The organism is Bradyrhizobium sp. USDA 3311 (assembly GCF_054062495.1).
In genome coordinates, this window is sequence record NZ_JBSSFI010000001.1 from 6,711,572 (window position 1) to 6,734,423 (window position 22,852).

Genomic DNA, 22,852 nt, shown 5'->3' on the forward strand with positions numbered 1-22,852 from the left:
CCGCCCTAGTACCGGATCGTGGTGGTGACGCCGAAGACTGCGGCGTCACCGATCCGCGAAGTCCCGCTCGGATCGTTCGGATTGGGGATGCCGCCCGAGGGGCGGAACACGTACTGGAAATACGGCGCCACCAGCCAGCCCGGCTTGATATGCGCCTCGTAGATCATCTCGATCAGGGTCTCGTTGCTGCGCACCGGGCTCTGCACGCCGGTGAAGGCCTGCGTATCGAGATCGAGCGTGCGGGCCGTGTTCGAAATCCGCATATAGGCCATCGCCACGCCGAAGCGGTCGAGCGGACGGCCTGGCGTGAAGCCGACGAAGCCGATGCCGCCGTCGAGATAGAGGTCGATCAGATTGCGATCCGGCGGGCTGTAGGCGATGCGGCCGAACGCGGTGATGCCCGGGATCGAAGCGGAGGTGGTGTTGTCCTTCACCTCCGGCGGGCGGTAGAGCACCTGCTCGATCACCGCGAAGATGCCGTAGTTGCCGCGGAGCTTCGCCGGAACGCCGCTTCCGGAGGGATCGGCGATCGACAGTCCCTCCGCGGTAAACCGCTGGCTGTCGAACGAGCCATAGTGCTTCCAGGCGCCCGGCGTAAAATTGCCGGCGAGCGGGCGGCCCCCGATATCGATGTCGTAGTTGAAGCGGACCTGCCCGATCACCCAGGGCGGATCGTTGACGCGGAACGCGAGGCCGTGATGGTCGCGAATCTGTGGATCGGCATCGCCCGGCCCGGACGGATCGCCGTTGAACACCGCAGCATAGGCGGTGATCTGGTCCGTCAACGCGGCCTTGACGCGAATGCCGGGCACCGCGATCGGCGGGGCCGGGCCGCCGGCCGGAAGGTTGGAGGCCTTGATCGCCGGCCAGCCGAAGGTGCCGTTGATGAAGAGGTCGTCGGTCTGGCTGTCGAAGAACTCCACATCCGCGGCCTGCTGGCCGGCCCTGATGTTCAGCCTGTCGCCAAAGAAGCTCTGCTCGAAATAGGCGTTGTAGAGCCGCTGGTCCGGCAGCGCCTCGATCTCGCTGATGGTGGCGAGGTTCTGCACGTAGCTGCGCGAGAGCCCGCGGCCGTAGATCACGAAGGCGTTGGCGTAGAAGCGGCCGCCGCTCCAGCCGACGAGCTTGTCCAGATCGGCATCGACCGAGAGATCGAGGCGGCCGAAATGGATCGCGCCGCGCGCAACACCGCCGGACACATTGCCGATGTTGTCGGCGATATAGGTGGCGCCGAAATTCAGGCCCTTGTTGGCGAGCCCGTCATGCCATTCGTTGAACCATTTTGGCGCCAGCCATTCCGCCGCGCTTTCGTCCTTGGCGCCGGCGCGCGCGCTCGTACTCGCCAAGGTGCACGCCAGCGCAATTGCAGCCATGCTTCGCAGCAGAGAGCTATCGGCAGTCGCGTTCACGGCTGGGTACGCTACTTGAAAATGCCCGTGCGCCGCATGAACAAATAGGCCGCGCCGACCGACGAGGCCATCAGCGCCGCCGCCCAGAGGAATCCGGTCTCGACGTCGGTGAGCGGCAGGCCCTTGGTGTTCATGCCGAAGATGCCGGTGATCAGCGTCGGCGGCAGCAGCAGCGACGTCACGATGGAGAGCGTGTGGAGGTGGTGGTTGCTCTCCTCCTCGTTCTTGAAGCGCAGCTCCTCCTCGAGCAGCCGGCTGCGCTCGCGCAGCTCGACGATGTCGTGGTCGAGGCCATCGAGCCGCTGCGCCAGCTTGCCGGCGTGGATCCGCAAGCCCGGCGAGAGATGGTCCGTGTTCTTCTGGTCGAGCCGGTGAAACAGCACGCGCAGGCCGGTGAGCTGACGATGCAGCCTGACGCAGGTGCGGCGCAGCCGGCCGAGATTGCGGCGCATCTCCGGCTTGGCATCGTCGGCGAGGATGCGTTCCTCGATGCCGTCGATCTCCTGCCCGAGCTTGTCGGCCATCCGATCAAGCGTGTCGGCGACCTCGTCCACGATCTTTTCCAGGAGATGGGCGACGTTGTCGACGCGGTAGCCGCCTTCGAGCACCCGGCGCGTCGCATCCGCCGAGCACAGCGCCTGATGGCGGCCGCTGACCAGCAGGTGCTCGGTCATGGCGAAGCGCAGGAACGCGGTCTCCTCCGTGGCGCTGTCGATGTCGCGCACGAGATCGGAGAACACGCCGTAGACGCAGTGGTCGATGACATGGAGCTGCTGGAACGTGTCGTTGGACAGCAGCAGCTCGCGCGCAAGCGGCGGCAGCGTCGATGCCGCAATCCACGGCCGCGCCCGCGCATCGGTCAGGTTGAAATGCAGCCAGAGCCGGCCGTCATGGCTGAACTCGATCGGCCGGTCGATCGGCAGCGCCTCGGCGCTGCCGTCGCTGTGCAGGCGGAACGCCCAGACGAGGCCCGGAATGACAGGCTCAGCCCCCGATATCGCGCTGACAAGCTTTGCCGGCTCAGCCATGGTAGCCCCAACCGTCAACAAATGCCCCGTCTCCGGAAGATGGCTGACGGCATCTTCCGGATCCACGCGGGTACTCAATTACGCCTTTGTTACAGTTTGATGATGGAGCCGCCCTACTCCGCGGCCAGCCCCGTCGCGGCCGCCGCCTCGGCTTCCCTGATATAGTCGTGCACGACGCGGCCGAACGGCAGCGTCAGATCGGCGATGTAGTGATGCGCGCAGACGACGCGACGAACCGGGAAATCGGCAACCGGCGCATTGACGTGCGGCACAAGGTGAAGACGTCCGGCCCCATCCAGGAGCCCTTCGGCACGATATCGGTGAGGTTGATCGCGACGAGCTGGCAGACTTCGAGCAGGCCGTCGACGCCCGGGATCATCTTCAGATTCACCTGCGTCATCGACAGCGTCGCGCGGGTGAGATCGCCGTTGCCGGCCATGCTCTCGTGCTTGTAGCCCATCGTGCCCATGGCGACGAGCTGGCCGGCATATTCCAGCGTGCCCGTCAGCGTGTCCTTGACGATCTCGAGCTTGGGATGGGCGTATTTCTTGCGGAAGCCCCAGATCTCGCGGCCCGCGGCGATCGGCGCGACTGGATCAAGATGCCCGAGCAAGGCATGGGGCTGGTGGTGCACGACGTGCACCGGGAGACGGAGAGCGCGTAAGGGGCACTGGAGCGGGGGCGCAAACAAAAACCGCGAAAACAACCCCATGCACAGTAGCCGAGGCACGGCGGATCAATGACTTACGCGTCCGCAAGGCGATTTGACTCGTCGGGCAAGACACCGGCATGATGTGATCGTGGCGGGATACACAAGTCGCCGATGCCCTGCCCGACATTGTTGCAGGAAGCCTTGCTCAAAGCGTCGCGACGCGCGGGTTGACGACCGTATACCCCCGCAAGGAACGCGCGTGCATTCTTGTTGCGTGTCCGCCGGAGTTGGCGTCATACGCCATCCAGAGGTCTCCCCCGAGGTGCTGCTCCAGGACGAACACGTGGCCGCGTCGTGCCGCCACCATTCCCGGCGCTGGCGATGTACGCGGAAAACGTAGCCAGTTAGCCGCGAGATTCAATTCCGGCACCATGCGACCAAACACGCGCAGGGCTGCGCCGCAACCGCAGAAGGATGAAGGGCAACCGGCCGGTCGGCCGCCGACGATCCGATCGCCAGTGACATTCGCCGCCGGAACGGCATTGCCAGCGGCGACCATTGTGAGTTGTCTTGAATGGGGCGTCTGTGACGAGTAACTGGAAACGCGCTCGCGGCGCGTTTGCGAAGACGAGAAGTCGCAGGGCATGATGACATTGCACTCGGGCGCGTGATCAATGCGGTAGGGTCGTGCTTCCGAAGCAATAGAGCTGACGGCAACAAAGAGACACGCAGAAAGAACTAGCTTGAACATCGCAGGACTCCAAATTGAAAGGTCCTGCCCCGGTCGACGAGCAACTGATAACAGTTTGGCTGAAATGGGCCTAAAGAGCGGCCGAAAATGGCTGCATTTGCGGGCGGCCCTCTTCAATCCCCATAAGCCACACGTTGCGACCGATATGATTAACCCGCAGAGTACGAACTCTTGCCTTGCCAGCACCAAGCGGTGGCCTCGCGCCAGATGCCACGTGCACCTATCGGACCGTTTGACACGTCGGACAGCGGCATCACGCCAGCATCGCCCGCCAGCATCCCGGTTAACCGGCGCCGCGTCGCGGCGCTAGCAGGACTTCTGCTGCAGATGCTGCACGCATGTGCACGTCGTCGACGTCGGGGTATACTTCACGTCGTAATATGGGAAGCTCGAGTTGGCCGGGCTGTTCGTCGAGCAGCGCGGGAACAGGTAATAGCTGTCGGTCAGCTTGACGGTGCCGGCGATCGTATAGCCGAGGTTGGGCGTGTAGTCATAGGACACCTCGCTCAGGATGAGCGAGATGTTGGCGTTGTTGGGATTGTTCGGATCGGTCGCGGTGAACTGGGACAAGGTCATCTGCTGCCCCACGGTTCTCCCCGCTCCCGAGGTCGACGTGCTCCATTGCACCGTCGCATTGCCTTTGCTGTCGGTCGAGACTCCCGAGACCGTGATCGTCATCAGGGAGGTGCTGCCGCTCTTGACGGGATAAGGCGCCATGATGGCGGTCGAGGCCGCAAGGATGCCGGACATCTGGGAGGGCGAGACCTGGGTGTTCTGCGAAACCATGTCCGCGACACTGTGCGCGGTCGCTGTGACCTTGACGTTCATGGCCAACCCGTTCCCGAGCTCCACGCCGCCGATATAGAGCAGCAGCATGAACGGGCTCACGATGGCGAACTCCGTCGCCGCAACGCCGCGAGCGTCGGTCCACAGGTCGCGTGCGCGAAACGACAGGCCGGCGATCATCAGTCAGCTCCCTGGCTCGTTCTGGAACGCGGCGGACGCCATGATCAGCCGGTTGCCGTTGGAAAGATTCGACAGATTGAAACCGAGTGGCCCGAGCATAACAGGCCAGACATACATCACCCGGAGAACGACGATATCGCCGGAGTTGCCGGGATTGAACTGCCAGGTGTTGGTGACCGCGCCCTTGCTGTCGAAGGTCAGGGAGGGCATGGCGGTGTTCGTGGAATTCCACGACGTGGCGACCTGCATGTCCACCATCATGCCGTTGCAGTTGAACAAGATCACGACCTGGTCGCAGACCTTCTGCTTGAATGCGGCCTGCGTCATCTGCGCGGACTGAACCTGTCCCGTCATGACCAGGCGCGCCGATTGACGCACCACGGATTCGAGCAATTCCTGCGCAAAGAAAACGATGAACGTCTGAATGAGCGCGATAATGAGGGCGAGGAACGGCGCGGCGACGAGCGCGAATTCGACGGCCGTGGCGCCCCTGCTGTCCCGCGCGAAAGCTGCGCAGCGACCCGCCGCGCCTCTTTCTCGTTGTAGCCTTTGGACCAGTCATGGCGCTTTCCCTACTGCACGAGGCTGGCAGTGCTTGACGCGACCTTGATGAAGAGGTCCCTCAGGGCGTCGGAAATGTTCTGGCCATTTTGAACACTCTTGTAGAACCCCGGCGACGCGCAGGATTGCAGATTTTGTGCGATCTGGCCGGTTAGGGAACTCGGCTGGTCGTACTTGTCGATCCAGCTCATGTACCAGCCGTCCGTTTTCTGGATACCGGTGAGAGGATTGGCGATAAGTTGCAGATACTCGGTGTAGAGGACGGCGATCTTGATGCCCCGGTTCTTGATGGTCGTGCACATTGTCGTGTCGAGCGGCTGCTGGCATCGACTGTTGGAGGCGAAGGTCGCGTTGGGGCAGGTCGCGGAGATCTTGTCTTCGACGCCGTCGGTGATAAGGAACACCACTTCCTGCGGCGTATCTCCCGACGCGTTGGTGCCAAGCCCGGGAGTGGGCATGATGTCGTTGATGCTTTTGAGCGCGCCGGCGATATCCGTGCCGTTGTCGGTCTTGCAGTTGGTCGTCGGAACGACGCAGTTCTGGTAGGCGACCGGCATCAGCGAGATGTTGTTAACCTGGGCTCCGGCGAGGGTCGGGGTGGTCAGCTTGGCCAGTTCGTTCAAACTCAGGTCGAACGTATAGAGCGCCGCTTTGTAGGTGGTGTTGTTCAACGCCGACATGCACTGCATGACGCCGCCCGAAACGCCCGACTGCGGGCAGTTCGACCATGTATTGAGCAACTGGTTGACGGCATTCGTCACGAGATCGATCCGCAACGTGATATTGTTGGCGCGTGCGATCGCAAGGTTGTCCTTGGTCCCGCCGTCGTGCGCGATATTGGTTTGATGACAGGCGAAGCCGCAATTCTGCGAGGCCGCTGCTGTCTGGTACGCGGGGGCGGTCTTGTTGATGAGATTGCTGATGTCGCCCGCGGTCGCGCCGATCCCCATGGACGGCGAGTCATCCGTCAGCAGATAGAAATTCATGTTGGGCGCGCTCGACGCCCTCGCCGTCGCGGAACCGGCGACCTGCCAGGTCTGCTTGCCGAGAACGCCGGGGAAATTGTTCGTGGACTGCGCGGTGTAGGACACCGTGATGGTTCGCGCGAGACCGGAATCGACGATCGTGACCGTCGGTGTCGGGACCGCGGACAATCCGGGAAGATTCGCCTTCGCTGCGAAGACGGCTTCCGCGGTCGCCTTGACGACGGTGGTGTCGCTCTGCGTCAGCATCGCCGGCCTCACGGCCGCGATCGCGGCCGCGTCGGCAGCTGCGTTCAATTGCTCCCGCTTGCGCAGGGCCAGCGTATAGTCGAGCGCCATGCCCAGAAGAAAGATCGTGGGGACCATCATCAGCGCGAAGATGATGGCAACGTTGGCCTTCCGGTCTCTCGCGAAACGAAGCATTGCGCTGCGGAGCATGAGTTTCATCCTGGCTGCCGTCGCTACGGCAGCGGCCCTTCCCCTGAAATCGACGGAAACGACTGCCGGGTTTCGATCCCGGCGCTCGCCGTCACGGGCGGAATATGCGGAGGGCTCCCTTAATCAAGGCTTACGAGCAATCCACAACATGGGCTGCAACAGGTTGGATGTATCATATTGAGAAGGCATCATTAACGTCGGTTAAACGCGATCGCAGAGACCGGCGGGTAACCGGCAACGGGTGCTCGCCGCGCCTGTTGCGGCCTCACGACCGGCGCTATCAGGCACGGCCGCGCGCCGTCTCCAGGCAGCTCGCAAACGGCGGAAAGCCCGTCCCGCTCTTGGCAAAGGGGCCTTTCGGACCGATTCGGGACTTTCGGACGCCGTCGCCTCTGCGACGAACTCTGCTGCTAAGGCCTGATCGTCATGTTCTCCGGCGGTCCGGCTTTTCGCAGCGGCTCGGCCAGCCTTGCGAACTCGCAGAGCAACGATCTCGTCTTCCTGGGATCGATGATCTCCTCGACCCAGAACTTCTCGGCCGAACGGAACGGCGAGCGCAGCTTGTTCAGCCGCTCCTCGATCTCCCTCAGCTTCGCCGCCTTGTCCTCGGCCGCATCGATGTCGGCGCGGTAGGCCGCTTCGATGCCGCCCTCGAGCGGAAGCGAGCCCCAATAGGCCGACGGCCAAGCGTAGCGGATCGAGAAGCGGTCGGCCGGCTGATGCACCACGCCGGCGACGCCGAACGCGTTACGCAGGATCACGGTGCACCAGGGCACGGTGGTCTGGTTGACCGCGGCCATGACGCGGACGCCGTGGCGGATGGTCGCCGCCTTCTCGGCATCGAGCCCGATCATGAAGCCGGGGCAGTCCATGAGATAGACGATCGGCAGATGGAAGGTTTCGGCGAAATCTACCCAGCGCACCACCTTCTGGCACGCATCCGCCGTCCAGGAGCCGCCATAGTGAAAACTGTCGCTGGCAAGCAGCAGCACCGCCCTGCCCTCGAGCCGCGCGAGGCCGACGATGATTGGTTTGCCGAAATTCTTCGCGACCTCGAAGAACGAGCCCTTGTCGACAACGGACTCGATGATCGGCCGCATCTTGTAGACCTGCTTGCGGTTGCGCGGCACCGCGTTCATCAGCGCTTCCTCGGTGCGCTCCGGATTGTCGGTGCAGGGCAAGGTCGGCGGCAGCTCGTAGACCGACGACGGCAGATAGGACAGGAAGCGCCGCGCGCAGGCGAACGCCTCTTCCTCGGTGTCGACGGCATGGTCAATCGCGCCGGCGCGGGTCTGGATGTCGGAGCCGCCGAGTTCCTCCTTCGAGAGGTCCTGTCCCAGCGCCTTCACCACAGGCGGCCCCGCGACGAACATCGCGGACTTCCGGGTCATGATGGAATAGTGGCTGGCGGCGAGGCGCGCGGCACCGAGCCCTGCAACCGAACCGAGGCCGAGCGCGACCACCGGCACCTGCGACAGGTTTTCCGTCGTGAAGCGATACCAGCGCGTGCCGCCGATGCCACCCGGCAGGTTCGCCGCGCCCTTGGTCTCGATGGTCTTGACCGAGCCGCCGCCGCCGGAGCCTTCGATGATGCGGACGATGGGCAGACGGAAGTCGTGCGCCATCTCCTCCGCCATCAGCGGTTTCGCGGAGATCGATGCATCCGCCGAGCCGCCGCGCACGGTGAAATCGTCGCCGACTACGACCACCGTGCGGCCGTCCACGCGCGCGCGGCCGAACACGCAGTTCGCCGGCGTCAACTTCTGCAACTCGCCGCTGGAATCGTACTCACCGATGCCGGAGACGGCACCGATCTCGTGAAAGCTGCCTTTGTCGATCAGCTTGTCGATACGCTCCCGAACAGTCAGCCGGCCCTGGTCATGCTGTCGCTTGACCTTGTCAACGCCGCCCATCTCCCGCGCGAAGGCTTCGCGCCGGGCGAGCTCGTCGAGTTCCGGCTTCCAGGTCATTCACTCCCTCCGAATTGATCGGCTTGTTATTGTTGTGCACGGCCATTGCGACCGGTTTGCGCGGGATACGGTTGTTGAAGACGTCGCCTTCCGCACCCTCGAGCAGGCTGCCCAGCGATCGGCCCAGCGCGAGCATCAGCGGCGCGACTTCCGCATGCAGACGCAGCTCGTCGTACATCGCAGACAGAAGGCCGATCGTGATGACGACGAAGGTCTGGTACTGCGGCGACCAGATCGGCACCGCGAGGCCGTTGATGTGCGGGCTCCAGAGGCCGCAGGCCGTGACATAGCCGCGCTCGCGCAGCGATTGCCGGTTGGCTTCGATGCGAGGCTTCAGGATCTTGGCCGCCTCGGGAGCTTCGCGCTCCATGTCCGCAATGAAGGCATCGCCGACCTCGGGCGCCAGCGCCGCGGTGTAGGCTGCGCCTGCCGCGGTCGAGGCCATCGAGATGCGGCTGCCGGTGCCTTCATGCAGGCCGAGCGCAGTCGCGGATCGCGCGAACTGGAGATAGACGAGATGGAAGCGATCGGGGACCACGAAGCCGACCGTCCCCGGCAGTTGCTCAGCGACCTCTTGCAAGCGTTGCCGGATCATGCTGCGCAGCTGCGCGCCCTTCATCATCGATGCGCTCATCGCCACCGCGCTCGGGCCGATGCGATATTTCTGGTCGCGCGGCAGATAGACGAGCTGGCCCATGCGCGTCAGCGTGTGCGTGAGCCGCGACACGGTCGAGCGCGGCAGTCCGCAGCGATTTGAAATCTCGAGATTGCCGAGCCGCGCCTCGTGGCCCTCGAAGCATCGCAACACATCGAACGCGCGCGACACCACCTGGATGACATCACCCTCACCGGCTTCGCCAGCGAGCGCACCTTGCCTACTCAACCGCTCCGAACGTCGTCCCATGTTCCCTACCATCTGTTCCGCTGTGCGGAATTAAATTCCACTTGCAGACGACGCTACCTCAGGCATTTTGCGACGACAACAAAAAGGCGATGGCATGCCAGAAATTAAGATCGTCACGGAGGTCGCTGGACGCATCTGCGCAACTCTCCCGTGCAAGTTGGAGGAACCGTTGCGGATGGTGACGACGTTGTGGTGGTCGAGGCGATGAAGATGGAGATCCCGGTACCCTCGCCTGCTTCTGGCACGATCACATCGCTTCTCGTCAAACTCGACGACATCGTCGCCGAGGGACAGGCCATCGCGATCGTCGCGAGCTGAAGCGCATGCGCATCGCCTGACGTGGTTGCGCAATCTTTTTGTGGCCAGCCTTCGAGACGCCTGCTTTTGGGAGGCTCATCGGGATGAGGCTGGTTTTCGCAGCAAATCACACATCCTCATGGTGAGGAGCGCCGCTCACGGCGCGTCTCGAACCATGGCCGAGCGATGCGCTATCGCCGTCAGTGGCCCGCGACAATCTGTCAGACCTCCGCTTCACCTCCGCGGTACGACGTTGCCATCGCCTGATACGGATGACATGATCTTTTCAAGCAAGAAGGTCTTCGCGAACCAAGCGAGGATGTTGGGAGGAAAACATGCTTCGTGGGCTGCTCGTGCTCGCGCCTGCCTTGGTTGCGGGCATTTCTTTTGCGTCTACACGCTATGCGTCGGCCGAAGACATCAAGCTGCCGCCGACATTGACGTTCACCGCCTATGACACCGGCACTGCCGGCTTCAACATCGCGGTCGGCGTCGGCAAGATGATGAAGGACAAGTACAGCACCGACGTGCGCGTGCTCCCCGCAGGCAACGACGTCGCGCGGCTGGCGCCGCTGCGCGCCAAGCGTGCCGCGGCGGCGGCGATGGGATCGGGCACCTATTTCGCGCAAGAAGGCGTGTTCGAGTTCGGTAGCAAAGAATGGGGGCCGCAGTCGCTTCAGATCCTGCTCTCGAGCGTCGATTGCAATTGCGGTTCGCTTGGCGTCGCAGCCGATACCGGCGTGAAAGATCTGAAAGACCTGAAAGGCAGGCGCGTCGGATTCGTCGTGGGCTCGCCCGCGCTGAACCAGAACTCGCTCGCTGTGCTCGCCTTCGCCGGGTTGACGCAGAAAGACGTCAAGGTCGTCGAGTTCGCAAGCTACGGCGCGATGTGGAAGGGCCTGATCAACAACGACACCGACGCGGCCTTCGGCACCACCATCACCGGCCCCGCCAAGGAAGCCGAGACCTCGCCGCGCGGCCTGATCTGGCCGCCGCTGCCGGCCAAAGACAAGGAGGGCTGGGCGCGGATGCAGAAGGTCGGCTCGTTCTTCTTCCCGCAAGTCGCGACCTGCGGCGCCGGCATCTCGCCGGACAAGCCGATCGAGCTCGGCAACTATCCCTACCCGATCTTCGTGACCTACGCCTCGCAAGCACCCGACCAGGTCTACGCGATCACCAAGGCGATGATCGTGAACTACGACGCCTACAAGGACTCCGCGCCCGGCGCCGGCGGTCTCGCCGCCGACCGCCAGACCAAGAACTGGGTGGTGCCGGTGCATCCCGGCGCGGTGAAGGCACTGAAGGAAGCCGGGCAATGGAGCGATGCGCAGGACGCGCACAACAACAAGCTGATCAAGCGGCAAGAGGTGCTCGCAGCCGCCTGGGCGGACTACGGCAAGTCCAGTCCGCCGTCCGACGACAAGGCGTTCCTCGACGGCTGGATGAAGGCGCGCGCCACTGCGCTTGCGAAAGCCGACATGCCGAACGGGTTCGAGGACTAATCCACAGCGGTTAACTGCCTACGATCGGGGTCGATCATGTCGTCTGCTTCAGTCTCCACGGCCCCCAAGGACGAGGCCAAGCGGGTCGTGTTCGACGATCCGCACGGCGCCGCCGCCAACATGCAGGAGGCCGAGGTGACGCGCGTGCGCGCGTTGCGCGGCGCCTGGCGCTGGACGCTGGTGGCTGCGACCGCGGCGACCATCCTGCTCTGCATCAATCAGCAGTTCTCGCTGCGCTTCTTCATCGGCTACACCCAGCTCAACACGGAGTATTTCTATCTCCTGATCGCCTTGATGCTGCCCTTCACCTTCCTGATCTTCCCGGGAACCGAGCGCGCGCCGCTCGACCGCATTCCCTGGTACGACCTCGTCTTCTTCGTCGTGACCTTCGCGGCCGCGCTGCTGTTGATGTCGAACGTGCGCAAGGCGGCGGAGGCCGGGTGGGAATTCGGCGGCGCGCCGAACAGCGTGATCGCCGCGGGCCTCGTCATGTGGGTGATGCTGATGGAGGCGCTGCGCCGCACCGGCGGCTGGAGCCTGCTGCTGAGCGTGTTTCCCTTCACCGTCTATCCGCTGTTCGCCGAATCCGGCTGGTTAGGTCCGTTCCGCGGCACGCAATCGACGCTGGAGCAGGCCACCGCCTATCACGTGCTGTCGGGCGAGAGCCTGCTCGGCATTCCCATCCAGGCCTTTGCCGACACCGTGATCGGCTTCCTCGTGTTCGGCACCGCGCTGATGATGACGGGGGCCGGCAAATTCTTCATCAACCTCGCCTTCGCGCTGTGCGGCACGTTCCGCGGCGGCGCGGCGAAGGTCTGCATCTTTGCCAGCGGCCTGCTCGGCATGATGTCGGGCTCGATCATCTCCAACGTGCTCACCGCCGGCACCATGACCATCCCCGTGATGAAGAAGAGCGGCTTTCGCGCCTCCTATGCCGGCGCGATCGAGGCCTGCGCCTCCACGGGCGCGGTGCTGGCGCCGCCGGTGATGGGCGCGACCGCCTTCGTGATCGCGCAGTTCCTCAATGTCAGCTACGCCGACGTCGCGGTCGCCGCGATCATTCCGGCGGCGCTCTATTATGTCGGCCTGTTCATGCAGGTCGACGCCTACGCGGCGCGCCACGGGCTGAAGGGCATTCCGCGCGCCGAGCTGCCGCGGATCATGGATACGATCAAGGACGGCTGGTACTACGTCTTCGTCATCGCGCTCCTGATCGTGATGCTGCTCTACTTCAAGCGCGAGAGCCACGCGCCGTTCTACGCCACCGCGCTGCTGCTCGTGCTCAACCAGCTGTTCTCCAAGGACACGCGCTGGACGCTCGCAACGATCGGCAAATTCCTCGAGGTCAACGGCCGTACCTTCGTCGAGCTGGTCGGCATCCTCGCCGGCTGCGGCCTCCTGATCGGCGCATTCTCGATGACCGGCGTGGTGTCGAGCCTCGCCAACGACCTGCTGCATATTGCCGGCGACAATCCCTTCCTGCTGCTCGGCATGTGCGCCCTCACCAGCCTCATTCTCGGCCTCGGGCTGACGACGACGGCCTGCTACATCTTCCTCGCCATCCTGGTCGCGCCGGCGCTGGAGAAGCTCGGGCTGAACAGGATGGCTGTGCACATGTTCATCTTCTACTGGGGCATGCTGTCGTCGATCACGCCGCCGGTTGCGATAGCCTCTTTCGCCGCCGCGGGCATCGCCGGCTCGCCCGCGATGAAGACGGGCTGGGAATCGATGTGGGTCGGCAGCATCATCTATTTCATCCCGTTCTTCTTCGTGCTCAATCCGGCGCTGGTGCTGCAGGGGGCGAGCCCCTATCTCGCCGGCCTCGGCCTGATGGCGCTGGCCGCGTTCGGCACGCTGTTCATCTGCGGCGGCATCCAGGGCTACCAGCCCTTCGTCGGCGACCTCCGCGGCGCAGGCGCGCTGGAATGGCCGATCCGCGTGCTGCTGGTGATCGGCGGATTCGTGGTGGCGACCCCCGGCGGCGGAATCATGCCGCTGTCGCAGATGCAGGTCACCATGCTGGGCCTTGCGATCCTCGCGCCAACGATTTTGATCGCGCTGCTGTTGATCCGACGGCAAGGGCCGATACCGGACGGGTTGCGCGTGCCCTGATTGCGTTGCACAAGGAGGCGATGACACCGCCGCCCGCCTCCGCCTGGACCCGCTCGAAGCCGCCCTTGCTGCGGTTTCTCGACACCTGCCTCAACGAATTCTCCGCCGAAACCTCCGGCGCGGTGGCCGATTACATTCCGGAGCTGGGCAAGGCCGACCCTGCCTATTTTGGCATCAGCCTCGCCACGCTGGACGGCCATGTCTACGAGGTCGGCGACTCCAGGGTGCCCTTCACCATCCAGTCGATGTCAAAGCCGTTCGTGTTCGCGCTGGCGCTGGATCTTTTGGGCGCCGGCCGCGTCGAGAGCGCGATCGGCGTCGAGCCGTCGGGCGATCCCTTCAACTCGATCCGGCTCAATTCCGACAACCACCCGTTCAACCCGATGGTCAATGCCGGCGCGATCGCCTGCACCGGACTGATCTACGACAGCAAGGGCGCGGAGGCCTTCGAGCAGATCCGCCTTGCGCTCAGCCGCTTCGCCGGGCGCGATCTCGCCGTGGACGAGGCCGTCTACAGCTCGGAGAGCCAGACCGGCGACCGCAACCGCGCCATCGGCTATCTCTTGAAGACCAATGCGGTGATCTCGGACAACGTCGCCGCCGTGCTCGACGTCTATTTCCGGCAATGCGCGGTGCTGGTCACGGCGCGCGACATCGCGGTGATGGCGGCAACGCTCGCCAATCGCGGCATCAATCCGGTGACCGCCGAGCAGGTGATGAGCGCTTACGCGATCTCGCGCACGCTGTCGGTGATGACGTCTTCCGGCATGTACGACTATGCCGGCGAATGGATCTACCGCATCGGCATTCCCGCCAAGAGCGGCGTCGGCGGCGGCATTCTGGCGGCGCTCCCTGCCCGGCTCGGGCTCGGCAGCTATTCGCCGAAGCTCGACAAGCACGGCAACAGCGTACGCGGCATCAAGGTCTGCGAGGCGCTGTCCTCGCATTACGACCTGCACATGCTCAACCGCAGCGACGACGCGCGCAACGCCGTCATCGCCGACTACGACATCGGCAAGAGCCCGTCGCGGCGCGTGCGACGCGCGCAGGAGCGCGAGATCCTGGCCGCGCACGAGCAGGAGGTGCGGATCATCGAGCTGGTCGGCACGCTGTCGCTGTCGGCGGTCGACTACGTGTCGCGGCGGCTCGCGGGCCGGCCACGGCCGCAATTCGTGATCTTCGACCTTCACCGCGTCACCTCCACCACGCGCGCCGGCGCGCGGCTCGTGGCCGAGGCTTTCGAGGAGCTCGCCGCGCTGAACGTCACGGTGGTGCTATCGGGCGTCAGGCGTGCCTCGAAGGAGTGGAATACCCTGCGAGAGTGGACCGCGGAGCTGAAGAACGTCCGCGACTTCTACCTGCTCGACACCGCGATCGAATGGGCCGAAGACCAGATCGTCTACCGCTATGGCGGTTCGATCGATTTCCACGAAACCACCGAGCTTGCCGAGCAGCCGCTGCTGGAAGGTCTGAGCGCGGACGAGCTGGCGGAGCTCGGCGCGATCTGCACCATCAGGACCTATCAGTCCGGCGCAAAGATCCTCACGACAGGCGATCCCGCCGATGCCCTGTTCTTCCTGCGCAGCGGCGCGGTGCATGTCACGCTGCCCGACGGCGTGCGGCTGGCAACCCTCACCGCCGGCATGGCCTTTGGCGAAATGGCACTGTTGGAGCAGACTCGTTCCGCCGACGTGTTCGCCGACATGGCGGCGACGGCCTTCGAAGCCCCGCTGAAGGATTTCGAGCGCTTCCGCAAGCAGCACCCCCACGCCAGCGAGCGCATCATGCGCAACCTGGCGCAGCTGCTCGCCGATCGCCTGATCGTCGCCAACGCCAAGGTGGATATCTTGACGTCGACGTGAATCCGCCGATGCGGCTTATCGGCTTGCCGCCTCGCTGATCCGCCGCCTGATCTTGGCGGCGCTGGCCTTGAGCAATTCCGATGGCTGCTGGCCGGTCGCGGCGCACAGGCAGGCCCAGTAGTAGATGACATCGCCGAGCTCTTCGACGAGACCCGCCTTGTCGAGCCAGTCATCGCGCAGCAGCTTCTTGATGTGGTCGGCGACCTCGCCCGATTCACCGGCGAGGCCGAGCCCGAGATAGGACAGCCGCTCGTTCGACGGATGCTCGTCGACTTTCGCAACGCTTGCGGCCCAGGCCGCATATTCATCGATCGTCATCGGCATCCCTCGCCCCGGCTTTCGGATCAGCCCACCACTTCCGTGACCGGCTGAAGATCGATCTCGAACGTCTCCAGGAATTTCGACGTCATGATGTAGAAGCCGACCGAGAGCTGCAGCTCGACCAGCGCGGCCGGCGTCAGCTTCGATGCGATCGCCTTGAAGGTCGCGTCCGTCGGCTTGTTCAGCTTGACGATCTCGTCGGTGAAGGCGAGCGCGGCGCGTTGCACCTCATTGAAGCAGCTCGCGGCCTGCCAGTTCTCCAGCGCCTCATTCTGCTCGTCGGTGACGCCGACATTCTTGCCGATGCGCTTGTGGGCGACGATCTCGTACGGCGCCTCGCACAGGATGCCGGTGCGCGTGATGGCGAGCTCGCGCACGACCGGATCGAGCTCGCCCTTGTGGCGGATGGCGCCGCCGAGCCGGCAATACTGCTCAAAATAGCTCGGCGAATGCGACATCATCCGGAAGATGTTGGCGTGGCGGTTCTTGTCGAGGATTTCGCGGGTGCGATCGGACGCCTTGGACGGGTCGCTGTAGTTGATACGGGCCATCAGTCACCTTGGGTCTTGGTCTTGTTGTCGTTTTTCAGGAGTTCCCAAGACTAATCTTGCGCTGACGCAAGCGCAACATCATCGCGCATCGCGTCATCGCTACGCGGTCGACGCTTTCGGCGCCTGGAACGGCGTGGAATCGGCAAAGCGGCGGACGATATTGGTCACCAGCAGGGCCGCCACGTTGTTGTAGCCGTCAACCGGCAACGCACCGATGAAATTCATCGAGCCGACGGAAAAGACCGCGCCGCCATTCGGCGTCTCGAAGAAGGTCAGGTCGGAACGGATGATCTCCTCGCGCGACGCCGGCCAGGTGTGGTCGTAGCGCTCTTCATTGACCGGCTGATAGGTCGGATCGGCAAGCACGGCCCGGCCGATGATGATCGCATGATGCGGCGTGCCGAGGCGCGTGTCGGCGCGGTCGAGTTCGTGGCCTGCGGCGCCACCGCCCATGAAGCCGCGCTCGCCGAGCTTGGCGCCCGGCCTTGCCAGATCCTCGATGCCCTCGCGCATGAATGCGACGCGGGGATCGAGAATGCCGTCGAGGAAGGTGTAGGGGAAGCCCATGTACTCCCCTTGCGTACTAAAGCCGACGCCGACCAGCGCCTGCGGCGGGCGGCCGAGCCGTCGCCAGAGGCCGCCATAGGACCCGTCGAAAGCATGATAGCTCTCGCCGGGGAGCGTTTCCCAGAGCCGGATGCCGCCCTCGGCGCGTCGCAATTCGAAAGCCCATGTGCCCGTCGCGTGCGGCACCACTTTCCAGTAGAAGCCGTTGCCGCCGAGATACATAAAGCGGCCGCCATTGCCGATATAGGCACCGAGCGCATCGAGCGTCTCGTGCGTGTGGTACTCCGGATGCTGGCCGGTCAGAACCACGGAATATTTCGACAGCAGATCGACGCCTTCGGCATGGACGTCGTGATCGGTGATGACCTCGAAGTCGATGCCCTTGCGGGTCAGAAGATCGGTGATGGCGCTGTCGGCGGAGATCCAGTACAGGCCGGAACCGTAGTCGCTGGGATCGACGAGGTGGATCTGGTTCACGCGCTTGTCGATCAGCGGCCGGCGCATGGTCGACATCACCACGCCGCTGCCGTCCGAATGGAAGTTGTAGGGCGACACGCCGTATTCGGGATGGCCGTCCGGCGCCTGCGCCAGCGCGCCCCAGGCCAGTGACCGCTCCGTGATCAGGGCCTGCCTGCCCTTCTTCTGATACTGGCTATAGACCGTGTAACTGAAGGTCGGGGCGAGGAATGCCACCTTGGCCTGCGATCCCGGTATGCGGGCGCGGACATAGAAGACGATGTTGTCGCGCGCGCCGTCCTTTTCCAGGTGCAGCGCATAGACGCCGCTCTTCCAGTCGTCCGGCACGGTGAAGGTCAGCGACGGCTGCCAGCCGGAATCGCCGATATCGTCGTCGTGGAAATGGATCGCGCCCCAGAGCTTCGGCTCCTCTGTCCAGCGATGCGTCACGCCGCCTGTCCAGCGCGATCCCGTCATCGCGCGCGTCGGCAAATTGATGCAAACGCCGTGCGCCCTGGAAGGACCGATATCGGTCGCAATGTCGGTCGGAATGCCGATGGAAAAATCCCATTCGGCGACGGCCGGGGCCGCGGCTCCAGAGCCTTGCACGGCGATGACGCCCTCAAGGCCCGCACCGCCATCGGTGATGCGCGGCCGTTCGATCTTGCCGTTGAAATGGTGGACTGCGCCTTGCCCTGCGCGCTCCGCCGCAATCGCGACGGCCCCCATGCCGGCCAACGCGGTGCGCGGCGCACCCAGCGTTTTCGTCGCACGCTCGTCGCGGTCGAGCCTGATCTTGCGGGGGACCTGTGCGATCGCCAGCGATCCGGTCACCGGGTCGAACAGACACGCGATATCGTGCCACGCCCGCTCGGTGAGCGCGATGCCGGTCTCGACCTCGAATGTTGTCTCGCCAACGACAAGCCGCGCAAAAGCGCCCGCCTTGCCGACGCCAAGCGTCAGCGCGCCGCTGGCGCCCGCCCAGTTCAGCACGGCCTGCCTGCCCGCGGCGAGCAGGGTCGGCCAGACGGTCGCGGCAAAGGCGATCGGACCTGCCGGCAACGCCAATGCTGATACATCGACCCAAGAGCCTTTGGCGATGGTCTGCTCGATGCCATCGTGCTGGCCTTCGAGATCCCACTTGACCGGAATCTCGCGATAGCCGGGTCCCCTCGGGTTCGGGTCGCCACAGATCACGCGGGCGATCCGCGCCGAATAGCGGCCACCGCCCTTGACCGCGATCATGAAGTTGATGGCGTCGCCGGGGCGCACGCTCCAGCGGTCCGCATAGCCGGTGATCGCAAGCATCGATAATCCCTCTTCAGGCGCCGCGCACGTTCCAGAACAACGGCAGGCCCTTGAGCATGCCCGTCAGGCTCTTCTTGTAAGCGGTCGGCTGATAGAAGACACCAAGCGGAACGTAGGGAACATCGACGAAGCACTGCTTCTGCATCTCGACGCCAATCCGGGCCTGCGCGGCGGCATCGGGCGCGGCGAACCAGGCATCCCGCAACTGTTCCAGCTTCTCGCTCTTCGCCCAGCCGAAGGTTGCCTTGTCACCGCTGCCGCGGATGAAGTTATGCGCCGACGGATTCAGCTGCGTGACACCCGCGGAATAGGTGCAGAAGGCGCTGTATCCGCCCTTGTCCGGCGTCTCGCGGTTGCCCATGCGCCGCAGCATCGAGCCCCAGTCCATCGCCGCGTAGTCGAGATTGAAACCGAGCTTGCGGAACAGATCGGCCGCGACTTCGCTCATCTGCCCGATCACAGGGAAATCGCCCGGCGCCATCAGCAGCACTTTCTCGCCCTTGTAGCCGGCGTCCTTGATCGCCTTGGCCGCGGCGGCGATATCCCGGGGGCCGGTCAGCGCTTCCATGCCGGCATCGTTCGCCATGTTGCCGCCGGGCGCGAAGAAGCCGATTTTGTCCCGCCAGAGACTGCTGTCCTCTCCCGCGACTGCGGACATGAATTCCTTCTGGCTGATGGCGGAGAGCACCGCGCGGCGGATGGCCGGGTTGTCGAAGGGCGGCTGCGTATGGTTGAAACGCAGCACGCCGACATTGCCTATCGGGTCGAGCAGCTCGACATTCAGCGCCTTGTTGCCCTTCAGCTTCGGCAACAGGTCGACGATGGGCTGATCCCACCAGTCGATCTCACCCTGCTGAAGTGCGGCCGCCGCCGTCGCGGGATCCGGGATGACCTGCCACTCGACCCGGTCGAAATGCGCGACCTTCGGACCGGCGAGCAGGCTCGGCGTCCCCTCGGGGCGCGGCACATAGCCGTCGAAACGCGTGTAGACCAGACGCGCGCCGGGCACGTGCTGATCGGCCTGGAACTTGAACGGACCGGAGCCGATCAGCTCCTTGACCGGCGTGACGCTGTCCGTCTGTGCAAGACGCTCCGGCATGATAAAGGCAACGATGGCGCCCACTTTGCCGAGCGCTTCCGGCAGCAGCGGAAACGGCGACTTGAGACGCCAGCGCACGGTCTTGTCATCAGGCGCCGAGACCTCGTCGACCAGGTTGAAGAGCGAATTGCCGAACGCATCGCGCGAGGCCCAGCGTTTCAGGCTCGCCACCACGTCGCGTCCGCGCACGGGCTCACCGTCGTGGAATTTCAAGCCATCCCGCAACGTCATCGTCCAGAGCTTGCCGTCGTTCTCGACGGTATGGCCGGCGACCATCTGCGGCTGAACCTGGAATTTCTCATCCACGCCGTAGAGAGTATCCCAGATCAGGAAACCGTGGTTCCGGTTGACCAGGCCGGTGGTGATCATCGGATCGAGAATTGCGGCATCGGCCTGCGGTACGAAGCGCAGCACGCGCGAGGCTTGCGCGCGGGCCAGCCGCGGCATCGGCAAAGTCGAGCCCAAGGCGACGCCGAGACCGGCGCCCAGTGTGGATCGGAGCAGGTCTCGACGGCGCATGCTATGGTCTCCTCAACGGGTTACGCAGATGGACGTTTCTCGGCAAGCTTCGCTTCGGCGCTGAACAAGGTCCGCCCGAAAAGCTCGAGCGCCTCGTCAACCCCGGCTTCGTCGATGATCAGCGGCGGACAGAACCCGATCGTGTCGCCCATCGCGCGGATGATCAGGCCATTCTCGATCGCGAGGGCGTCGAACATCGCGCCGACCTTCAACGCGGGATCGAAGGCCTGCCGCGTCGCGGGGTCGGCGACGAGCTCGACCCCGATCATCAATCCCTCGCCGCGCACCTGCCCGACGATGCGCGAATCCCGCGCGATCTGCTCCAGCCCGGCGCGGAGCCGGCTGCCCATGCGGCGGACATGCGGGACCACATCCATCTCGTGATAGATCTTCAATGTCTCGAGCGCGATGGCCGCGCCGACCGGGTGTCCGGAATTGGTGAAGCCGTGGCCGAACAGCTCACCGCCCTTGTTCATCTCGCTGAGTGCATCCCGGATCGGACGTCCCAGCAACACCGCTGACATCGGGAAGTAGGACGAGGTGATGCCCTTGGCGAGCGCCACCATGTCCGGCTTCATGCCGACCGTCTCGCAGCCGAACCAGTTGCCGGTGCGGCCGAAGCCGCAGACCACCTCGTCGCCAAGCACCAGGATGTCGTGACGGCGCAGCACCGCCTCGATCGCAGCGAAATATCCCTTGGGCGGCACGACGATGCCACCGCCGGCGTTGATCGGCTCGGCGATGAAGGCGGCGATCGTATCAGGTCCCTCGGCCATGATCAGCGCTTCGAGATCGGCGGCAAGGCGATCGACGAACGCCGCCTCGCTCTCGCCCGGCCTGGTGCCGCGATAGGCATCCGGGCAATGCGTGTGCAGGAAACCGTCGAGCGGGAGGCCGAATTCACGATGCATGCGCGGCAGGCCGCACATCGAGGCCGCAACGATCGTCGAGCCGTGGAAACCGCGATCGCGGGCGATAATCTTCCGCTTCCCGGGCTTGCCGTGAACCGCGTGATACACCCAGGCAAGCTTCACCATCGTCTCGGTGGCTTCCGAGCCTGAGGTGGCGAAATAGGCCTGCGCATCCGGGATCGGCGAGATTTCGACCAGCTTCTCGGCGAGCTCAATCGTGTTATCAGGCGTCTTGTGATTGAAGCTGTGATAGAAGCCGAACTTGTCGTAGGCCGCCGCTGCTGCGGCCTTGAGGCGCTTCTCGGAAAAGCCGAGCGAGGTGCACCAGAGCCCGGCCATCGCTTCCAGATAACGCTTGCCGCTCGCGTCATAGACATGGACGCCCTCGCCGCGCGCCATGATCAGCGGTCCGATTTCTGCATGACGCTGTGGGTTGGTCTGCGAATGCAGATGGAACGCGATGTCGCGCGCCTCGGCTGAATTGGGCTTGCTGTCGAACACGCGCGCAGCCTCCATCGTCCCACCGACGGAGCATTCCCAACCCCGGTCGTGCGAAACTGGTCAGTCCAAATTGGTCTGACCAGCTTGGCTTTCGTGCGGCAGCTTGTCAAACTCAAATAAAGAGCTGATGAGCACGAAGATGTTGCACGACCCCCCGTCCAAGCCCGAACGCAGCTTCGAGATCGTCGCCCGGCGCATTGCTGCGATGATCCAGGCGAGTTACCGGATCGGCCAGCGCCTGCCGGCAGAGCGCGATCTCGCGAAGACCTTTGGCGTGTCGCGGCCGACGGTGCGCGAGGCCATCCTGTCGCTGGCGATGGCCGGCATGCTGAAGGTGCGCAGCAACAGCGGCGTCTATGTGATCAGTCGTCAGGAAGCACCCGACGTGCACGCGCTCGAAGGCTTCGGGCCGTTCGAGAATCTGGAAGCGCGCCAGCTCATCGAGCCGCAGATCGCCGCGATCGCGGCGCAGCGCGGCACCGAAGCCACCTTCGCGCAGCTCGCCGAAGCGCTCGCCATGATGCGCTGGGAACATGCGCAGGGACGCGAGGCCGACACGTCGGATCACCGTTTCCACATGGTGCTGGCCGAGGCGACGGGGAACGGCGCGCTGGTGCAGATCAGCGACTCGCTGTGGCGCGCGCAAACCGAGTCCGGCATCTGGCAGGAAATTCACAACCACATGCAGATGGAGGATTATCGTCCCATGTGGCGCAAGGATCACGAGGCCATCTTCGAAGCCGTTCAAGCGAGGAACCCGCGCAAGGCGAGCCTTGCCATGACGCGTCACCTCACCAACATCAGGGATGCGCTGATGGAGGCTTCGAATGCCAGATCGATGGCCACGACCAAGGCGCCCGCGAATCCTCCCAAGAAGGCCCGGTGAAACTTTTCGCGGTTGAAGCAAGTTTCCGCAAACCCTGTGCTGCGCGACCGCAAGAGCAACATCATCGAGTCAAAATCCCGCCGCATTGCTGATCGACCTTGGCACAGTCGATATTCGCCGCGTGGGGACAAATCGCGGCGGATACTCGCAAGGGGTGTTCCGAGTAAAAACAATTGGCCGTCGGGTGCGCTAGCCGCGCAACGATGAGTCACGCCCAGGTCTAGGGAGAAAAGGCATGAAGGAAGCCACCAAGGGGGCGGCCTCGGGAGCGCTCGCGCATATGCTGGCGGTGACGGCG

18 protein-coding genes and 2 pseudogenes are annotated in these 22,852 nt (G+C 64.2%); 6 read left to right on the top strand and 14 right to left on the bottom strand.

Annotated features, from left to right (window positions below):
* Positions 1–5: 5 nt before the first annotated feature.
* The 6 genes and pseudogenes from ACVWW6_RS32445 to ACVWW6_RS32470 form a co-directional block, all read right to left on the bottom strand.
* Complete coding sequence (locus ACVWW6_RS32445) at positions 6–1,373, bottom strand: carbohydrate porin (RefSeq protein ID WP_456682079.1); 1,368 nt, start codon at positions 1,371–1,373, stop codon at positions 6–8.
* A gap of 47 nt (positions 1,374–1,420) precedes the next feature.
* On the bottom strand, positions 1,421–2,437 hold the full coding sequence (locus ACVWW6_RS32450; RefSeq protein WP_456682080.1) for a transporter: 1,017 nt from the start codon (positions 2,435–2,437) through the stop codon (positions 1,421–1,423).
* A 113-nt stretch (positions 2,438–2,550) separates the two neighbouring features.
* Positions 2,551–3,041, bottom strand: a pseudogene (locus ACVWW6_RS32455) (acetoacetate decarboxylase); the annotation flags it as partial.
* Between the two features lie 253 nt (positions 3,042–3,294).
* Positions 3,295–3,840 carry a hypothetical protein gene (locus ACVWW6_RS32460; RefSeq protein WP_271556603.1) on the bottom strand — a complete coding sequence of 182 codons (546 nt, stop codon included), beginning with the start codon at positions 3,838–3,840 and terminating at the stop codon, positions 3,295–3,297.
* Between the two features lie 306 nt (positions 3,841–4,146).
* Positions 4,147–4,806, bottom strand: coding sequence for a TadE/TadG family type IV pilus assembly protein (locus ACVWW6_RS32465; RefSeq protein WP_304552792.1), 660 nt, complete (start codon positions 4,804–4,806; stop codon positions 4,147–4,149).
* 3 nt (positions 4,807–4,809) lie between these two features.
* Positions 4,810–5,244 carry a pilus assembly protein gene (locus ACVWW6_RS32470; protein WP_456683203.1) on the bottom strand — a complete coding sequence of 145 codons (435 nt, stop codon included), beginning with the start codon at positions 5,242–5,244 and terminating at the stop codon, positions 4,810–4,812.
* On the opposite strand from ACVWW6_RS32470, the gene ACVWW6_RS32475 reads away from it, so the two are divergent.
* Positions 5,176–5,352, top strand: coding sequence for a hypothetical protein (locus ACVWW6_RS32475; protein WP_456682081.1), 177 nt, complete (start codon positions 5,176–5,178; stop codon positions 5,350–5,352). The two genes, ACVWW6_RS32470 and ACVWW6_RS32475, sit on opposite strands and share 69 nt — an antisense overlap.
* A 26-nt stretch (positions 5,353–5,378) precedes the next feature.
* Here the strand turns inward: ACVWW6_RS32475 and ACVWW6_RS32480 are convergent, their stop codons facing one another.
* From ACVWW6_RS32480 to ACVWW6_RS32490, 3 genes are all read right to left on the bottom strand, one after another.
* A complete protein-coding gene (locus tag ACVWW6_RS32480) occupies positions 5,379–6,788 on the bottom strand; it encodes a TadE/TadG family type IV pilus assembly protein (RefSeq protein WP_304552790.1) in 1,410 nt (469 codons plus the stop codon).
* Between the two features lie 410 nt (positions 6,789–7,198).
* The gene (locus ACVWW6_RS32485) at positions 7,199–8,758 is read right to left on the bottom strand and encodes an acyl-CoA carboxylase subunit beta (protein ID WP_456682082.1); all 1,560 of its coding nucleotides are present in this window, start codon (positions 8,756–8,758) and stop codon (positions 7,199–7,201) included.
* Positions 8,688–9,662: an IclR family transcriptional regulator gene (locus ACVWW6_RS32490; RefSeq protein ID WP_456682083.1), complete on the bottom strand. Its 975-nt coding sequence runs from the start codon at positions 9,660–9,662 to the stop codon at positions 8,688–8,690. Before ACVWW6_RS32490 ends, ACVWW6_RS32485 begins: the two co-directional genes overlap by 71 nt.
* Before the next feature lie 94 nt (positions 9,663–9,756).
* On the opposite strand from ACVWW6_RS32490, the pseudogene ACVWW6_RS32495 reads away from it, so the two are divergent.
* The 4 genes and pseudogenes from ACVWW6_RS32495 (at position 9,757) to glsA (ending at position 15,435) form a co-directional block, all read left to right on the top strand.
* A pseudogene (locus ACVWW6_RS32495) lies at positions 9,757–9,980 on the top strand (acetyl-CoA carboxylase biotin carboxyl carrier protein subunit).
* A 314-nt stretch (positions 9,981–10,294) separates the two neighbouring features.
* Complete coding sequence (locus ACVWW6_RS32500; RefSeq protein ID WP_456682084.1) at positions 10,295–11,461, top strand: TAXI family TRAP transporter solute-binding subunit; 1,167 nt, start codon at positions 10,295–10,297, stop codon at positions 11,459–11,461.
* A gap of 36 nt (positions 11,462–11,497) precedes the next feature.
* On the top strand, positions 11,498–13,573 hold the full coding sequence (locus tag ACVWW6_RS32505) for a TRAP transporter permease (RefSeq protein WP_456682085.1): 2,076 nt from the start codon (positions 11,498–11,500) through the stop codon (positions 13,571–13,573).
* Positions 13,574–13,593: 20 nt separating this feature from the next.
* Positions 13,594–15,435, top strand: coding sequence for a glutaminase A (glsA, locus tag ACVWW6_RS32510; RefSeq protein WP_456682086.1), 1,842 nt, complete (start codon positions 13,594–13,596; stop codon positions 15,433–15,435).
* 15 nt (positions 15,436–15,450) lie between these two features.
* Here the strand turns inward: glsA and ACVWW6_RS32515 are convergent, their stop codons facing one another.
* The 5 genes from ACVWW6_RS32515 to ACVWW6_RS32535 all read right to left on the bottom strand — a co-directional run bounded on the left by ACVWW6_RS32515 (position 15,451) and on the right by ACVWW6_RS32535 (position 21,683).
* Positions 15,451–15,753, bottom strand: a complete 303-nt coding sequence (locus ACVWW6_RS32515) for a nucleoside triphosphate pyrophosphohydrolase family protein (RefSeq protein ID WP_027543134.1) — start codon at positions 15,751–15,753, stop codon at positions 15,451–15,453.
* 26 nt (positions 15,754–15,779) lie between these two features.
* A complete protein-coding gene (locus ACVWW6_RS32520; protein ID WP_011086710.1) occupies positions 15,780–16,307 on the bottom strand; it encodes a carboxymuconolactone decarboxylase family protein in 528 nt (175 codons plus the stop codon).
* A 99-nt stretch (positions 16,308–16,406) separates the two neighbouring features.
* Positions 16,407–18,638, bottom strand: a complete 2,232-nt coding sequence (locus tag ACVWW6_RS32525; protein ID WP_456682087.1) for a N,N-dimethylformamidase beta subunit family domain-containing protein — start codon at positions 18,636–18,638, stop codon at positions 16,407–16,409.
* A gap of 13 nt (positions 18,639–18,651) precedes the next feature.
* Positions 18,652–20,256, bottom strand: a complete 1,605-nt coding sequence (locus ACVWW6_RS32530; RefSeq protein ID WP_456682088.1) for an ABC transporter substrate-binding protein — start codon at positions 20,254–20,256, stop codon at positions 18,652–18,654.
* A gap of 20 nt (positions 20,257–20,276) precedes the next feature.
* Positions 20,277–21,683, bottom strand: coding sequence for an aspartate aminotransferase family protein (locus ACVWW6_RS32535; RefSeq protein ID WP_456682089.1), 1,407 nt, complete (start codon positions 21,681–21,683; stop codon positions 20,277–20,279).
* A 124-nt stretch (positions 21,684–21,807) separates the two neighbouring features.
* Between ACVWW6_RS32535 and ACVWW6_RS32540 the strand changes: the two genes are divergently transcribed.
* Positions 21,808–22,554, top strand: coding sequence for a FadR/GntR family transcriptional regulator (locus ACVWW6_RS32540; protein WP_456682090.1), 747 nt, complete (start codon positions 21,808–21,810; stop codon positions 22,552–22,554).
* The last annotated feature ends 298 nt before the right edge of the window (positions 22,555–22,852 follow it).

Excerpts from the sequence above, each read along its gene's own strand:
- glsA (WP_456682086.1), top strand. The coding sequence starts at position 13,594 with ATGACACCGCCGCCCGCCTCCGCCTGGACCCGCTCGAAGCCGCCCTTG.
- ACVWW6_RS32485 (WP_456682082.1), bottom strand. The coding sequence starts at position 8,758 with ATGACCTGGAAGCCGGAACTCGACGAGCTCGCCCGGCGCGAAGCCTTC.
- ACVWW6_RS32450 (WP_456682080.1), bottom strand. The coding sequence starts at position 2,437 with ATGGCTGAGCCGGCAAAGCTTGTCAGCGCGATATCGGGGGCTGAGCCT.
- ACVWW6_RS32520 (WP_011086710.1), bottom strand. The coding sequence starts at position 16,307 with ATGGCCCGTATCAACTACAGCGACCCGTCCAAGGCGTCCGATCGCACC.
- ACVWW6_RS32540 (WP_456682090.1), top strand. The coding sequence starts at position 21,808 with ATGTTGCACGACCCCCCGTCCAAGCCCGAACGCAGCTTCGAGATCGTC.
- ACVWW6_RS32460 (WP_271556603.1), bottom strand. The coding sequence starts at position 3,840 with ATGTTCAAGCTAGTTCTTTCTGCGTGTCTCTTTGTTGCCGTCAGCTCT.
- ACVWW6_RS32525 (WP_456682087.1), bottom strand. The coding sequence starts at position 18,638 with ATGCTTGCGATCACCGGCTATGCGGACCGCTGGAGCGTGCGCCCCGGC.
- ACVWW6_RS32480 (WP_304552790.1), bottom strand. The coding sequence starts at position 6,788 with ATGCTCCGCAGCGCAATGCTTCGTTTCGCGAGAGACCGGAAGGCCAAC.
- ACVWW6_RS32500 (WP_456682084.1), top strand. The coding sequence starts at position 10,295 with ATGCTTCGTGGGCTGCTCGTGCTCGCGCCTGCCTTGGTTGCGGGCATT.
- ACVWW6_RS32505 (WP_456682085.1), top strand. The coding sequence starts at position 11,498 with ATGTCGTCTGCTTCAGTCTCCACGGCCCCCAAGGACGAGGCCAAGCGG.
- ACVWW6_RS32515 (WP_027543134.1), bottom strand. The coding sequence starts at position 15,753 with ATGACGATCGATGAATATGCGGCCTGGGCCGCAAGCGTTGCGAAAGTC.
- ACVWW6_RS32530 (WP_456682088.1), bottom strand. The coding sequence starts at position 20,256 with ATGCGCCGTCGAGACCTGCTCCGATCCACACTGGGCGCCGGTCTCGGC.
- ACVWW6_RS32490 (WP_456682083.1), bottom strand. The coding sequence starts at position 9,662 with ATGGGACGACGTTCGGAGCGGTTGAGTAGGCAAGGTGCGCTCGCTGGC.
- ACVWW6_RS32535 (WP_456682089.1), bottom strand. The coding sequence starts at position 21,683 with ATGGAGGCTGCGCGCGTGTTCGACAGCAAGCCCAATTCAGCCGAGGCG.
- ACVWW6_RS32445 (WP_456682079.1), bottom strand. The coding sequence starts at position 1,373 with ATGGCTGCAATTGCGCTGGCGTGCACCTTGGCGAGTACGAGCGCGCGC.
- ACVWW6_RS32465 (WP_304552792.1), bottom strand. The coding sequence starts at position 4,806 with ATGATCGCCGGCCTGTCGTTTCGCGCACGCGACCTGTGGACCGACGCT.